Source organism: Corallococcus sp. Z5C101001, assembly GCF_007352635.1.
GTDB lineage: Bacteria > Myxococcota > Myxococcia > Myxococcales > Myxococcaceae > Corallococcus > Corallococcus silvisoli.
On the sequence record NZ_VKLU01000017.1, the window covers coordinates 100,863 to 114,638 of the forward strand.

The following is a 13,776-nucleotide window of genomic DNA, read 5'->3' on the forward strand; positions in this document are numbered from 1 at the left end:
CCCCCGTGGACGCACGCCGCGACGTCATCCAAGGTTCCAAGACGGGCATCACCATCGCGGCCATGGCCGCGGCGCTGATGTCCGTGCTGGACATCTCCATCGTCAACGTGGCCCTGAGCGACATCCGCGCGAGCTTCGGCACGCCGTTGGATCAAATCGCCTGGGTGTCCACGGGCTACATGATGGCCAACGTGGTGGTCATCCCGATGACGGGCTGGCTCCAGCGCCGCTTTGGCTACCGGAAGTACTTCACCTTCTCCGTGCTGCTCTTCACGCTGGCCAGCGTGCTGTGCGGCCTGTCGTGGAACCTGCCCTCGCTGGTGGCCTTCCGCATCCTCCAGGGCATGGGCGGCGGCGCCATCATCCCCACCTCCCAGGCCATCCTCTTCGCCCGCTACCCGCGCGAGGAGCACGGCATGGCGGGCGCCCTCTTCGGTCTGGGCGCCGTCACCGGGCCGCTGCTGGGGCCCACCGTGGGCGGGCTCCTCATCGAGGCGGCGAGCTGGCACTGGATCTTCCTCATCAACGTGCCGGTGGGTCTCTTCGCCGCGTACATGGCGTGGCGCTACATCGAGCAGCCCCACTTCGAGCCCTCCACGGAGAAGGTGGACCGCAACGGCATCGCGCTCCTGGCCGTGGGCATGGCGTGCCTCCAGTACGTGCTGGAGGAGGGCAACCGCGAGGACTGGTTCGACAGCCGGCTCATCACCTTGCTGGCGGTGGTGGCGGCCATCGCGCTCATCACCTTCGTCGTCCATGAGCTGGAGACACCCAGTCCCGTGGTGGACCTGCGGGTGTTCGCCAACCGCTCCTACTCCGCGGCCACGGGGGTGAACTTCCTCGTGGGCACGGCGCTGTTCTCCGGCTCGTTCCTCTTCAGCCTCTTCTGCGGCTCCGTGATGCGCTACGAGGCGTTGGACATCGGGCTCATCTTCCTGAAGGGCAGCGCCATCCAGATCCTCCTGATGCCGCTCATCGGGAAGTTCGGCGGCAAGGTGGACGGCCGCTACCTCATCGGCTTCGGCGTGCTGGGGATGAGCCTGTCGCTGTGGACCAACGGGCACCTGGCCACCCGGGTGGATGAAATCACGCTCATCACCCCGGTGTTCATCCGCGCCTGCTCGCTGGGCTTCATCTTCGTGCCGCTGTCGGTGATGGCGCTCAGCAACCTGCGCCCGGAGCAGCGAGGCAACGCGGCGGGCCTCTTCAACCTCACCCGCGAGCTGGGCGGCTCCATTGGCACCGCGTGGATGAGCAGCGCGCTCAGCCGCTCCACCCAGGCCAACGCCACCGCCCTCACCTCGCACGTGGACGTCTACGGGCAGGTGGCGCAGGAGCAGTTCGCCCAGCTGAAGGCCGCCATGGCCGCGCGGGGCGTGTTGGATCCGACGGGCGCCGCCTACGGCCTGCTGGGTCAGCGCATCAACGCGCAGGCCCTGGTGCGGGCCTTCAACACGAACTTCCTCATCCTCGCCGCGATCTTCGTCTGCGCCCTGGTGCTGGTGGCCATGCTCCAGCGGGCGGATCCGACCGTGAAGGTGGAGGGCGCGCACTAGCAGGCGCCCCGCCGCCGCTGGAGATGACGAAGCGCGGGTCCCCGGCGTGGGGGCCCGCGCTTCTTCACTTCAGGAGGGGAGGGGGACGGCTACCGGCGCCACTTCTGCGCGCTGGTGCCGTTGCACTCCCAGAGCTGCAGGACCGTGCCGCTGGCGGGGTTGCCGTTCTGCACGTCCACGCACTTGTTGGCCTGGGGGTTCACCAGGTCCCCGGCGCCGGAGAGGATGAACTGCTGCGCCGGGTTGCCGGAGCAGGTGACGAGCTGGATGGCCGCGCCGTTGTCGCGCGAGCCCCAGGCCACGTCCATGCACTTGCCGAAGGCGCGCACGGTGCCGTCCGACATGAAGGTCCAGTTCTGCGCGTTGGTGCCGTTGCAGTCCCAGAGCTGCAGGCGGGTGCCGTCGGTGCTGTTGGAGTTCGGCACGTCGATGCACTTGTTGGCCAGGCCGATGATGGGGCCGCCCGTGCCGCCGCTGCCGGACGTGGTGAGCGACAGGCCGTAGGCGCCCAGGATGGGGTTGAGCGGCTGGAAGAAGGTGTTGCCGCCGGTGGAGCAGTTGCCGGAGCCGCCGGACGTCACGCCCTGCGCCTGGTTGCCGGACATCCACGAGCCGCCGGAGTCACCGCCCTCCGCGCACGCGTTCGTCTGCGTGAGGCCGTACACCAGCCCCGCCGAGTAGCTCACCGTGACGTTCTTCTGCTGGATGACGCCACAGCGCCAGCCGGTGGTGGAGCCCGAGCGACAGATGGACGCGTTGATGCCCGCCTCCTGTGAGCCGTACACCAGCACGTTGCCGCCCGCGTAGTTGTTCACCCACGGCTGCGACACCCAGGAGCCGTTGGTGCGCACCCACGCGAAGTCGTTGCCGGGGAAGGTGGACGCCACCACCGTGCCCTGCGCCACGCCGCTGCCGCTGGTGCCCGTGCCCGCGCCACCGCAGTGGCCCGCCGTCACGAAGCCGCCCGCCACCGGGAAGCCGATGGAGCAGCGCGCGTTGCCCGGGTAGTACGCGTCACCGCCGCGCAGGTCGTACAGCGGCTTGAACTCCTCGCGCGACGGCACCACCCGCACCGCGTCGTGCTTCACGCCCGCCTTCGCCAGGAAGTCCGTGCCGCCCGTCAGCGCGGAGTCCTGCGCCAGCACCACCACGCTGTTGGTCATCACGTCCACGTACCAGGCGTGCACGGTGCGGCCCGCGGACTCGCCATGCAGGTCCAGCCGCGCCTTCACCGCGTCCAGCGCCGCCTGCGTGTACTTCACCTTCTGGGGCACCGCCCCCGCGCGGCGCACCGCGTCCGCGTCCGCGTCCGTGGTGACGCCCACCACCAGCGCGCTGCCGTCCGCGTTCATCCACGCGCCGCCCATGCGCTCGCCCAGCTCCGCGCGCAGCGCGCCCTCCACCCGCACCGCCGCCGCCTCCGCCGCCAGCCGCCGCTTCGCGCCGTCCGCGGTCAGGCCCAGGTCCCGCTGCATCGCGAAGAGGATGTCCGGCGAGACGTCGTGCGCGAGCGCCGCCTCCGCCTGGGAGGGGGCCGCGAGCGCCACGGAAGGAACGACGCCCAGCGAGGCACCAGCGAACAGCGCCGTCGCGGTGGAGAACAGACCGAAGCTCCGCTTCATCGGGTCCTGCCTTTCTTGCTGCGGGGGAAGCCCGGAGCGAAGCCCGACAGAGCCCGGAAGGTCAATCAATTCAAGAAATGCTTAAAATCTCCGACATATTTGTGTGGTCGAAGAAAGTCCCGGGAAACAAGAAGGCCCGGTGCGTCACAAGGGCGCACCGGGCCACGAGACTTGTTTCGGTGACGGACGGAAGTCAGCGCTTCACGAGCGGGACCGGGGCGGGGGCCCGGCGGCGGCGCAGCGCCACGGCGCCCAGCAGCAGCGCGGCGGCGGCGAAGGGCAGGGTGCCGGACGCCCCGGACGCGCTGCATCCGCCGGACGCGCCGTCGGAGGCTTCCGGCAGGCCGTTGGGGTTGTTGGAGATGGGCGTGGTGGTGCCGGTGGGCGTCTGGCCGCTCGGGGTGGGCAGCGGGATGCTGGGGAGGTCGGGCGTGGTCGTCGCCGGGGTCTCCACCACCGGGGGGGAGGGGGTGGTGTCGCCCGTCGAGCCGCCCGTCGTCGGCGTTTCGGCTGGCGGGGTCGTGGGCTCCTCCACGGGCTTGGGGGCCGGGGGCATCACGTCCTCGAGCGACGTCGCCATGATGAAGCCGTCGTGGAAGATGCTCGCTTCGGGCTTGATGGCGTCGTCGCGGTACAGGCCCATCTTCAGGTAGTTCAGCTCCTTGCCGAACTGGTTGGCCCCGTAGGTCTTCGGCAGCACGTGCTTGCCGTTGTGCCACAGCTCCACGAAGCCGGCCTTCTTGTCGGACGACCACTTCACATGCAGCACGAAGTCGTGCCAGTTGCCCTTGTCGATGGAGGTCTGCCAGAGCACCGGGGCGGTGTCGCCGCCCACGCGCAGGTGGATCTGATCTCCTCGCACGAAGAACTCCAGGGGCGGTGAGCCACAGCAGCTCTCCTGGTGCCACTGGGTGATGACCTGCCACGAGTCATGGACGGGGTAGCTGGAAGGGAAGAGCGTGCTCCACTTGTAGTAGTACTCCTTCCCCTGCGTCTCATGGGTCACGTACAGCAGTTCGTTGCGGTTGCCGCTGGCGCCAATGGGATCATCGCCCTGCCGCACCGTGGCCTTGAGCGCATAGCGGCCGTCGCGCACCACGTCCGTCACGATCTGCAGGCGGCTGTTGGCGACACTCTGCTGCCGCGTCCACTGGGACGTGTTGCCGGTCTCGAAGTCGCCCTTCCAGAGGATGCTGGCGGAGGCAATGGCCGGCATCATGGAGGCCGCGGCAACGAGCTGAAGGAGTCGCTTCAAACAGGGGTCCTTTCGGTCCGGGTTGGGCCCAGGGGACACCTGACGCGGAAAAAGCCTTCCCGTGCGCTCCTGCCTGCCAACCCCCTGTCGCTCGCACGCTCGACGGGACGCTCGTCGGGGCAAGAGGGGGACAGGGCCCTGCCGCCCGTCACTTCCCCAGGCATGCCGAAGTGCGTGATTCCGGAGGGATGCGGGCGCTCAAACCATCGGGTGAAGGCAGACGTGCAGGCGAGCCCCCGAGCGTCATCCCCTCAACAGCCTGACGGCCCGGCGTCCCGTCTCTGCCTCGCGCCAGACCTGGGAAGTGGGGCCTTTTTTCAAGAACGGCGGGTATGGCCGTCTATTGGTGCGTGTGGAGCCAAAAACATCCGATGCGCCTGTTTTCTCACCACCCTGCTGCCCAGCGCGTCATGGGACGCCTGGAGGGTGGGGGCGAGGCCGGGTCGGCGTTCGTCGGGTGTTGGTGTAGAACGAGAAGCAGGGGCGGCAGGGGGGAGGCGCCCGAGGGGACCGCATGGTGAAGCCGGCGAAGAAGAAGCTCTGGGCGCTGGCGCTGGCCATCCCCGTGATGGCGGCCGGTGTCGCGGCCCTGAAGCCCCGGGCGCAGGCCCCCGCCGTCGCGGACACCTTCTGGGTGGAGCGTCGCGCCGCGGCCCGCATCGAGGCCCGCCTCACGCACGCGGAGGCGGATCGCTACCGCTCCCGCGCGCCCGCGGGTGGCTGCCCCGTGCCCGCCGAGCCGATGCCCCTGGGCCCGCTCGCCCGCATGGAGGCCCGTGAGGACTGGGGCGGCATCGCGGCGGCGTACGGGCTGGAAGGGGAGTGGAACCAGGCGGCCTCCTTCCTGGAGCGCACGCCGGCCTCGCCGGAGCGCGACAGCGACCTGGCGGCGGTGGCGCTGGCCAAGGGCGACTTCGAGCGGGCGCTGCGCCTGCTGGATGGCGTGCTCGCGGTGAAGCCGGCCCTGCCGCAGGCCCTGTGGAACCGCGCGCTGGTGTTCCGGGAGATGGGCCTGACGCTGCGGGCCTCGGAGCTCTTCGAGCAGGTGGCGAAGCTGGGCGAGCAGGGCTGGGGCCGCGAAGCCCACGCCCAGGCGCTGGCCCTGCGCGAGGCCACGCTGGAGCGCCAGCGTCAGTGGACGGCCGCTCGCGAGGCGACGCTGGCCCTGGTGCGGGACTCCCAGGCGCCGCTGCCCATGGACGCGGCCCGCCAGATGCCCGGCACCGTGCGCGGCGTCTTCTATGAGGTGGTCCGCGCCGCGGAGTCGAAGGAGCGCGCGGTGGCGCTGCTGCCGCTGGCGAAGGAGCTGGACCGGGTCCATGGCGGCAGCGTGCTCACGGACTACGTGCAGCGCGTGGTGAAGCGCGACTTCTCCCGCCGCGGCGCGCTGGCGCGCCAGTACGCGGAGTCGCTGCGAGAGGGCCAGGGGGTCCCGGAGGTGCTCCTGGACAAGGCGCGCATGACCGGGGACGAGGACATCTACCTGGGCGCGCTGATGCGCACCCGCAACGGCCCCCTGCGCACCCTCCAGGACACGCTCACCAGCATCCAGCGCGCCAACGACCCGTGGTTCACGGACGTCGCGGAGCGCGACCAGGCCCGCAGGGAAATCAACGACGGCACGTGGTGGAAGGCCGAGCAGCGCTACTTCGGCGCCCTCCAGCGCTGCCGGGAGACGACGTTGTCCGTGCGCTGCCTGGAGCTGGAGCGGCGGCTGGCCATGTTCTACGGCGACATGCAGCGGGTCTCCGAGGCGGAGCAGCATGCGCGCGTGCTGTGGGCGGGCGCCCGCCAGCTGCGCGAGTGGGACCTGGAGCTCAACGCGCTGGAGATCCTCAGCCATACCTCGCGCTCCCGCAACGACCTGGGCAGCGCCCGCGCGTACCTGGAGGAGTGGATGGCGCGCGGGGCGTCCATCAGCTGCTCCTGGCCCCATGTGCAGCTGGCGCACCTGCTCTACCTGGACCTGCGGCCCGACGCGGCCCGGCGAGAGCTGGACCTCGCCGACGCCTGCTCCGACAACCCGATGGACCCCATGTTCGGCGCGACGCTCGCGGAGCTGGAGCGTACGAACTCCGGCCCCCGGGACGCGGCGTGGATGAAGGCCGTCTCCTCCAACATGAGCACCGGCGCCACCCTGGGGCGCAGCGACCACGTCTACAGCCGCTACCTGGAGGGCCGCTTCCTCCTGGAGAAGGACCGGGCCCAGGGCGAGGCGCTGCTGCGCGACACCCTCGCGCAGGCGGATGCCCTGCCGCGCGGCGACGCGCTGGCGCGCGAGGCCTGGGCCCTCGGCTATTCGTCGCTGGCGACGGACGCGGGCCGCGCCGGAGAGTTCTCCAAGGTGGTGGCGCTGATGGCCGCGCAGCTGGGCACGCCCGTGCCCACCCGGTGCGCGCTGGCCGCCAGCGTCCACGCGGAGCGCACCGTGCTGGTGGCGCTGGGCCCCCAGGGCGAGGTGAAGGGCCACTACGATGCTTCGCGCAAGGAGGCCTTCTTCCACGCGGACTCGTCCCGGCTGGTGCCGGAGGCGCTGCGCCAGACGCTCGCGAGCTGCGAGCGCGTGGACGTGCTCGCGTGGGCCCCCGTCTTCGGACGGACGGACCTGCTTCCCCCGGAGCTGGCGTGGAGCTTCCGACTGGGCCGCGTCACCGGGCCCCGCCCGCCTCCCGCGGCCACGCGCCGCCTGGTGGTGGCCGGCGTGGAGACGCCGTCGCTGCTGCAGCTGCCCCGGCTGCCCACGTGGACGCCGGACGCGGAGCCGGGAAGCGCGCCGCCGGACGTGCTGTCCGGCTCGGACGCCACGCCCTCGCGGGTGCTGGCGCGCATGGCGGACGCGACGGAGATTGAAATCCACGCGCACGGCATCACCGACCCCACGCTCTCCGGCGCCTCGCTGGTGGTGCTGTCGCCGGAGGTCAACGGCCGCTACGCGCTCACCGCGGACGTCGTGCGCGAGCACCGGCTCACCGGAGCGCCCACGGTGTTCCTGGCCGCGTGCAGCGCGGGCCGCACCACGGCCCTGCAGAGCACGGAGCCCTTCAGCCTGCCGGCGGCCTTCATCGACTCAGGGGCTCGCGCGGTGCTGGCCTCCACCGTGGACATCCCGGACGCGGCGGGCCGCTTCTTCGACGGCGTGCGCCGGCGCATTCACGCCGGGACGCCCGCCGCCGTCGCGCTGCGCGACGAGCGGCAGGCGTGGCTGGCCCGCGATACCCGCGCCGGGTGGACCCGCTTCGTGCTGCTGGTGGAGAACGCGGATTGAGGTGACGGAAGGGTCAGACAGGGGGCTCCAGGTGCGTGTTGCCGCCGGGAACACGGAAGTGGTGGAAGGTGACGCTGGCGCTCACGTCCAGCGCCTTCACCCAGTGCCACCAGCCCACGGGCAGGAACACCATGTCCCCGGGCTCCAGCACCGCCTCCAGCACCGTGGCCTCCGCGAAGAGGGGGTGCGCGTCCAGGTCCGGCGCGTCCGCGTCCACGTGGCTGAAGGTGCCCCGGTGCGGGTACACGCGGTGCCGCTCGAAGGAGGGCACCAGCCGCACGTGCTTGCGGCCCATCACCTGCCCCAACAGGATGTTCATGTTGTCGTGGTGCAGCGGGGTGACGGTGCCCGCGGGCCCCAGCAGCAGCGTGAGCATGTCCTCCCTCAGGTCCGGTTCGATGATTCCCGCCGGGGCCCGCAGGTCCTCGCGCAGCGGCGACAAGCCGCCCTGCCGCCAGTTCTCGTTGCGCGGCACCATGTAGTAGTCGTTCGTCTCCGCCCCCTTCTCCAGCAAGGTGAGGAAGTCGGAGAAGGGCATCCGCGCGCGGTGGCGGTCCTGGAAGGCCGCGTGATCCGGATCGGCGTCGCGGCCCACCATCACCTCCACCTCCACGCCGCCCAACCGCTCGCGGAAGTAGGACAGCGACCAGCGCCGCATCGCGGGCCAGTCCGCCATCATCCCGCGCAGCACCACCGGCCGGTGGCCGAAGTAGTAGCGGTGGAAGAACTCCTCGGGCGTCACCCCCTGGCGCACCTCCAGCGCGCGGCCCCCGTCCTGGGCCCGCAGCGCGCTGTAGACGTCCATCAGCGACTCCATCCAGCCGAAGTGCCGGGCCACCTGACGGCAGGCCCGGAAGTACGGGTGCTCACCCACCGCCCGCATCTCCGCCTGCGCCAGCGCCGGGTCCACACCGGACGACACGAGGACCCGCTGTACGTCTTCCTCCGCGACCCCCAGGGCCAGGTTCTCCGCCAGCCACTGCCGCCACTCCGGCCGCAGGGGGGACTTGTCTTCGCTCATTCGGAACTCCTTGAAATCCTTGGAGACATGGGCGGGGGGGCCCCTGCTGCCAGTGCGTCAGTCCATGTTATGGACGGCGCATCAGTCCCATTCCACCCAGCCTCGGTTTACGCAGGACTCCCCTCGTAGCAGGAGAAAACGACCCCATGACCTCCGGAAACGTGTCGTCGGTTTCCCCCGGTGCCTTTGAGCCGGACACCAGCGCGCCCCATGTGAAGAACTCGTACCCCACGTGCAGCGAGCAGGCGCCGCGTCGCCGCCGCCCGCTGCCGCCGCCCTCGGTGCCCCCCTTGCTGGAGGGCGCGGAAGGCGCTCGCTGAGGCCCCCTGCCCGGCGGGCTTGTCTGCCCTTCCGGGCATTTTTCTCTCAAGAAACGAACCGCTCGGCGTCTTTAGTCAGGAAGCCCACCAGTCACTTCGGGTCCTAGCGTCATGGCCAACCTCTTCAACCGGGAACGGCGCCACTTCGAGGCCTTCATCCGACGCCACCGGCCGAGCTTGCTGGCCGTGGCGCGCCGGTTGTGCGCCCGCGGCATCCTGGACCCGGAGGACCTGGTCCAAGAGGCCTTCGAGCGGGCGTTGCCTGAGTTTGGCCACCTGAAGGACCGGACGGAGGCGGCGTGCGCGGCGTGGCTGTGCACGACGATGACCAACCGGTTCCTGGACCACTGCCGTCGGCAGCGCACGGAGACGCGGGGGCTGCCGCACCTGGCGCTGGTGCAGGACGCGCCGGTGACGGGGGATGGCGACCGGGAGAACTGGGAGCTGGTGGGCAACGATGCCTTCCAGGCCGCCATCGAGCAGCTCAAGCCGCACCTGCGGGACGCCTACAAGCTGCACGCGGAAGGCCGCCGCTACCAGGCCATCGCCGAACATTTCAACGTTCCCGTGGGAACCGTGGGCAGCTGGCTGACGCTGGCGCGCAGGGACCTGAGGGAATTGCTCCTTCCGAGCGTCGCGGTGGCTCGGGAGCGGGGGGTCCAGTCATGAACGCGCATTGCACCCGGTTGCATCTCTTCATGGACGGCGAGCTGTCCGAGTCCGACGCCGAAGGCTTCCGGAACCACCTGCCACGCTGCGCCGCCTGCGAAGGGGGCCTGCGGGACCTGCTCCAGCTGGAGCTGCTGGCGGCGCGGGCGCTGGGCGTGGGCGCGGCGGAGCAGCCCGCCTCCAACCCCGGGGGCAACGTGGTGGCGCTGGGCGCGTGGGTGCGCCGCAACGCCCGCGTGGTGGCGCCGCTGGCCCTGGCCGCCAGCCTCTGCGCCATCGTCGTGCCGCGGATGATGCCGGTCGCGCAGGTCCCGGCGGTCGTCTTCCTGGAGAACCAGTCCACCCGCGAGCTGGAGGCCCGCTTGTCGGATCCTCGCGCGGATCAGTGGCGCCGCTACAGCCCCATGAGGGGCGGCGCGGAGGGCACGGAGGCGGTGCAGGCGCCGCTGCCGCTGCGCCCGCTGGCGGAGATGGAGGAGCGCAAGGACTTCCGCGGCATCGTCGCGGCCTACGTGCTGCACGGTCAGTGGCAGCAGGCGCAGGCGGTGCTGGCGCGCGAGCCCGCGTCGCTGGCGCGCGACAACGACCTGGCGGTGGTGGCGCTGCAGGACGGCCGTCACCAGGACGCGCTGGCGCTGCTGGACTCCGTGGTGCGCGCGGATCCGCGCAACGCGCAGGCCCTGTGGAACCGCGGCCTCGCGCTGCGCTCCCTGCACCAGGACGCGCGGGCCGCCCGCGACTTCGACCAGGTGGCCGCGCTGGGTGAGCCGGGCTGGAGCGACGAGGCCCGCAAGCTGGCCGACGAGCTGCGCGCCGCCGCCGCCCACTGACGGCGCCGGAGCAGCCCCGGAGCTTCCCTGCCCGCGCGAGCGTCCACCACCGGGCGCCCCGCGCGGGCTTTTCGTCTCCGGGGCTGGGATGACGTGTCAGGCTGCTGGGGTTGACGGAACACTCCAGGAGCCTGCCCATGCCCGAGTCGCTTCCCTCCGCTTCCTCCGACTACGCGTCCGCCCGCCGTGACTTCCGGTGGGAGCGTCCGGAGCACTTCAACTTCGCCACGGACGTCATCGACCGGCACGCGGCCGAGCGGCCCCAGGCCCCCGCGCTCCAGTGGTCCGACGAGTCCGGGCGCTCGCGGTGCTTCACCTTCCAGGAGCTGAAGGAGCGCTCGCTGCACGCGGCGCGCTTCCTCACCGGGCTGGGCCTGAAGCGCGGCGACCGGGCCTTCATCCTGATGCCGCGCGTGCCGGAGTGGTGGTTCCTGGTGCTGGGCTGCATCCGCGCCGGCATCGTCTTCATGCCCGGCACGCCCATGCTCACCGCCAAGGACATCCGCTACCGGCTGGAGGCGTCCGGCGCGAAGGCGGTGCTCACGGACTTCAGCTGCCTGGACCGCTTCGAGGGCGTGGTGGGCGCCTCCCCCGGCGTGACGACGTGGGTGTCCACCGGCGAGCCTCCCTCGCCCTGGGCGCGCTACGCGTCGGAGGCCCTGGCGGAGGCCCAGGCTCCGGCGTTCCCTCCGACGCGCGCGGAGGATCCGCTGCTCATCTACTTCACGTCCGGCACCACCGGCATGCCGAAGATGGTGCTGCACACGCAGGCCAGCTACGGCCAGGGGCACCAGATTACCGGCCGCTACTGGTTGGACCTGAAGCCGGAGGACCGGCACCTGACGCTCAGCGACACCGGCTGGGCGAAGTGCGCGTGGGGCAAGCTCTTCGGGCCGTGGAGCCAAGGGGCGTGCAACGTCGTCCATGACTTCCGTGGCCGGTTCGACGCGGCGGCCTTCTTGAAGGTGTTGGAGCGCGAGAAGGTCACCACCTTCTGCGCGCCGCCCACCGCGTGGCGGGCGCTGGTGCTCCAGGACCTGAAGGCGGTGGACCTGTCCTCGCTGCGCCACGCGCTGAGCGCGGGCGAGCCGCTCAACCCGGAGGTCATCGAGACGTGGAAGGAGGCCACCGGGCTGCACATCCGCGAGGGCTACGGCCAGACGGAGACGGTGGTCATCGTGGGCATGTTCCCGTCGCTTCCGCCGCGCGTGGGCTCCATGGGCAAGCCGTCCCCGGGCTTCACCGTGGGCGTCATCGACGAGCACGGCCAGGAGGTCGCGGACGGGCAGGAGGGCGACATCGCCGTGCGCGTGAAGCCGGAGCGGCCGGTGGGCCTGTTCCAGGGCTACCTCAACGACGACGCGGCCAACGCGGCCAGCAGCCGGGGGGACTGGTACGTCACCGGCGACCGCGCGGTGCGCGACGCGGACGGCTACCTGTGGTTCGTGGGGCGCTCCGACGACGTCATCAAGACGTCCGGCTACCGCGTGGGCCCCTTCGAGGTGGAGTCCGCGCTGATTGAGCACCCCGCGGTGGCCGAGTCCGCCGTCATCGGCGTGCCGGACGACAAGCTGGGCCAGCGCATCAAGGCGTACGTGCTGCTCACGCCGGGCCACGCCCCGTCGCCCGCGCTCGCGCAGGAGCTGCAGGACTTCGTGAAGAAGACCACGGCGCCCTACAAGTACCCGCGGGAGATCGAGTTCGTCACGGAGCTGCCCAAGACGGTGAGCGGGAAGATCCGCCGCGCCGAGCTGCGCGCCACCCAGAAGAAGTAGGCGGCGCGCAGGGGCGGGCTACTTCAGCCAGTCCGAGTGCACGAAGCCGGCGTCGGGCTTGTCCCGGCGCTGGTACGTGTGCGCGCCGAACGCGTCGCGCTGGGCCTGGGTGAGGTTCTGCGGCAGCTCCGGGCTGCGGTAGCTGTCCATGTACGCCAGGCTGCTGCTGAACACCGGCACGGGGATGCCGACCTTCGTCGCGGTGCCCACCAGCTTGCGCCACGACGGGGCCATCTTCTCCAGCACCGGCGCGAACGCCTCCGACACCATCAGGTTGGGCAGCGTGGGCTGCCGCTGGAAGGCCTCGCGCAGCGGGGTGAGGAGCTTCGCGCGGATGATGCAGCCGCCCCGCCAGATGCGCGCCATCTCCGCCAGCGACACGCCCCACTTGTCCTGGTCCGACGCCGCCTGGATGAGCCGCATGCCCTGCGCGTACGTCACCACGCGCGCCGCGTAGAGCGCGTCGTGCGCCCACTGGGCCAGGTCCTTCTGCTCCTCCGATGACAGGGAGATTGCGGGGCCGTGGAGCTTCTTGCTGGCCGCCACGCGCTCCTCCTTGTGCGCGGACAGGTTGCGCGCGTCCAGCGCGGACGCGATGGAGGGCACCGGCACGCCCATGTCCAGCGCCACCTGCACCGTCCACTTGCCCGTGCCCTTCTGGCCGGCCTTGTCCAGCACCAGGTCCACCAGGGGCTTGCCCGTCTCCGGGTCGCGCTTGCGCAGCACCTTGATGGTGGTCTCCAGCAGGAACGACTCCGCGATGCCCTCGTTCCACTTGGAGAACAGGTCGGCCAGCACCGCGGTGTCCAGGCCCAGGCCTCGGCGCAGCACGTCATACGTCTCCGCGAGCAGCTGCATGTCCGCGTACTCGATGCCGTTGTGCACCATCTTCACGAAGTGGCCCGCGCCCTCCGGGCCCACGTGGGTGACGCACAGGCCCTCCTCGCTGCGCGCGGCGATGGCCTCCAGCACCGGCTGCACCAGCGCGTACGCGTCCTTGGGACCGCCGGGCATGATGGACGGGCCGTGGCGCGCGCCCTCCTCGCCGCCGGACACGCCGATGCCCAGGAAGTGGAAGCCCTTCTCCTTGCAGAGGGCTTCGCGGCGCCGCGTGTCCAGGTACCAGGAGTTGCCCGCGTCCATGATGACGTCGCCGGGCGACAGCAGCGGGAACAGCCGCGCCATCATCTCGTCCACGGGGGCGCCCGCGGTGATCATCAAGAGGATGCGGCGCGGGCGCTCCAGGCCGGCGACGAACTTCTCCAGCTCCGGGAAGCCCGCCAGGGCCTGCTTCGGGTTGTCCTCCAGGACCTTCTGGATGCTCTCCGGGTGGCGGTCCCACACCGCGACGCGGAAGCCGTGGTCCGCGATGTTGAGGGCGAGGCTCGCTCCCATGACGCCCATGCCCGCCACGCCGAACTGCGCCAGCTTCGTCTGTGTGCTCATCATTCCCTCCGGGGACC

General features: G+C 71.1%; 10 protein-coding genes. 6 read left to right on the forward strand and 4 right to left on the reverse strand.

The window, feature by feature from the left end; genetic code table 11:
* Positions 1-5: 5 nt before the first annotated feature.
* Positions 6-1,556: a DHA2 family efflux MFS transporter permease subunit gene (locus FOF48_RS31950; RefSeq protein ID WP_255442900.1), complete on the forward strand. Its 1,551-nt coding sequence runs from the start codon at positions 6-8 to the stop codon at positions 1,554-1,556.
* Between the two features lie 89 nt (positions 1,557-1,645).
* Here the strand turns inward: FOF48_RS31950 and FOF48_RS31955 are convergent, their stop codons facing one another.
* Both FOF48_RS31955 and FOF48_RS31960 read right to left on the reverse strand, forming a co-directional pair.
* The gene (locus FOF48_RS31955; protein ID WP_143907968.1) at positions 1,646-3,178 is read right to left on the reverse strand and encodes a ricin-type beta-trefoil lectin domain protein; all 1,533 of its coding nucleotides are present in this window, start codon (positions 3,176-3,178) and stop codon (positions 1,646-1,648) included.
* A 193-nt stretch (positions 3,179-3,371) separates the two neighbouring features.
* Positions 3,372-4,433 (reverse strand): polysaccharide lyase, encoded by a 1,062-nt coding sequence (locus FOF48_RS31960; protein ID WP_143907970.1) that lies wholly within the window; start codon positions 4,431-4,433, stop codon positions 3,372-3,374.
* Positions 4,434-4,947: 514 nt separating this feature from the next.
* Here FOF48_RS31960 and FOF48_RS31965 point away from each other — a divergent pair.
* The gene (locus FOF48_RS31965; RefSeq protein ID WP_143907972.1) at positions 4,948-7,698 is read left to right on the forward strand and encodes a CHAT domain-containing protein; all 2,751 of its coding nucleotides are present in this window, start codon (positions 4,948-4,950) and stop codon (positions 7,696-7,698) included.
* A 13-nt stretch (positions 7,699-7,711) separates the two neighbouring features.
* Here FOF48_RS31965 and FOF48_RS31970 read toward each other — a convergent pair whose 3' ends face one another.
* The gene (locus FOF48_RS31970) at positions 7,712-8,719 is read right to left on the reverse strand and encodes a cupin-like domain-containing protein (RefSeq protein WP_143907975.1); all 1,008 of its coding nucleotides are present in this window, start codon (positions 8,717-8,719) and stop codon (positions 7,712-7,714) included.
* Positions 8,720-8,865: 146 nt separating this feature from the next.
* Between FOF48_RS31970 and FOF48_RS36655 the strand changes: the two genes are divergently transcribed.
* From FOF48_RS36655 to FOF48_RS31985, 4 genes are all read left to right on the forward strand, one after another.
* Positions 8,866-9,039: a hypothetical protein gene (locus FOF48_RS36655; RefSeq protein WP_186002155.1), complete on the forward strand. Its 174-nt coding sequence runs from the start codon at positions 8,866-8,868 to the stop codon at positions 9,037-9,039.
* A 111-nt stretch (positions 9,040-9,150) separates the two neighbouring features.
* The gene (locus tag FOF48_RS31975; RefSeq protein ID WP_143907976.1) at positions 9,151-9,708 is read left to right on the forward strand and encodes an RNA polymerase sigma factor; all 558 of its coding nucleotides are present in this window, start codon (positions 9,151-9,153) and stop codon (positions 9,706-9,708) included.
* Positions 9,705-10,538 (forward strand): zf-HC2 domain-containing protein, encoded by an 834-nt coding sequence (locus FOF48_RS31980; protein ID WP_143907978.1) that lies wholly within the window; start codon positions 9,705-9,707, stop codon positions 10,536-10,538. Before FOF48_RS31975 ends, FOF48_RS31980 begins: the two co-directional genes overlap by 4 nt.
* Before the next feature lie 137 nt (positions 10,539-10,675).
* Positions 10,676-12,313 carry an acyl-CoA synthetase gene (locus tag FOF48_RS31985; RefSeq protein ID WP_143907980.1) on the forward strand — a complete coding sequence of 546 codons (1,638 nt, stop codon included), beginning with the start codon at positions 10,676-10,678 and terminating at the stop codon, positions 12,311-12,313.
* 18 nt (positions 12,314-12,331) lie between these two features.
* On the opposite strand, the gene gndA is transcribed toward FOF48_RS31985, so the two are convergent.
* Positions 12,332-13,759 carry an NADP-dependent phosphogluconate dehydrogenase gene (gndA, locus tag FOF48_RS31990; RefSeq protein WP_143907982.1) on the reverse strand — a complete coding sequence of 476 codons (1,428 nt, stop codon included), beginning with the start codon at positions 13,757-13,759 and terminating at the stop codon, positions 12,332-12,334.
* Between the last annotated feature and the right edge of the window lie 17 nt (positions 13,760-13,776).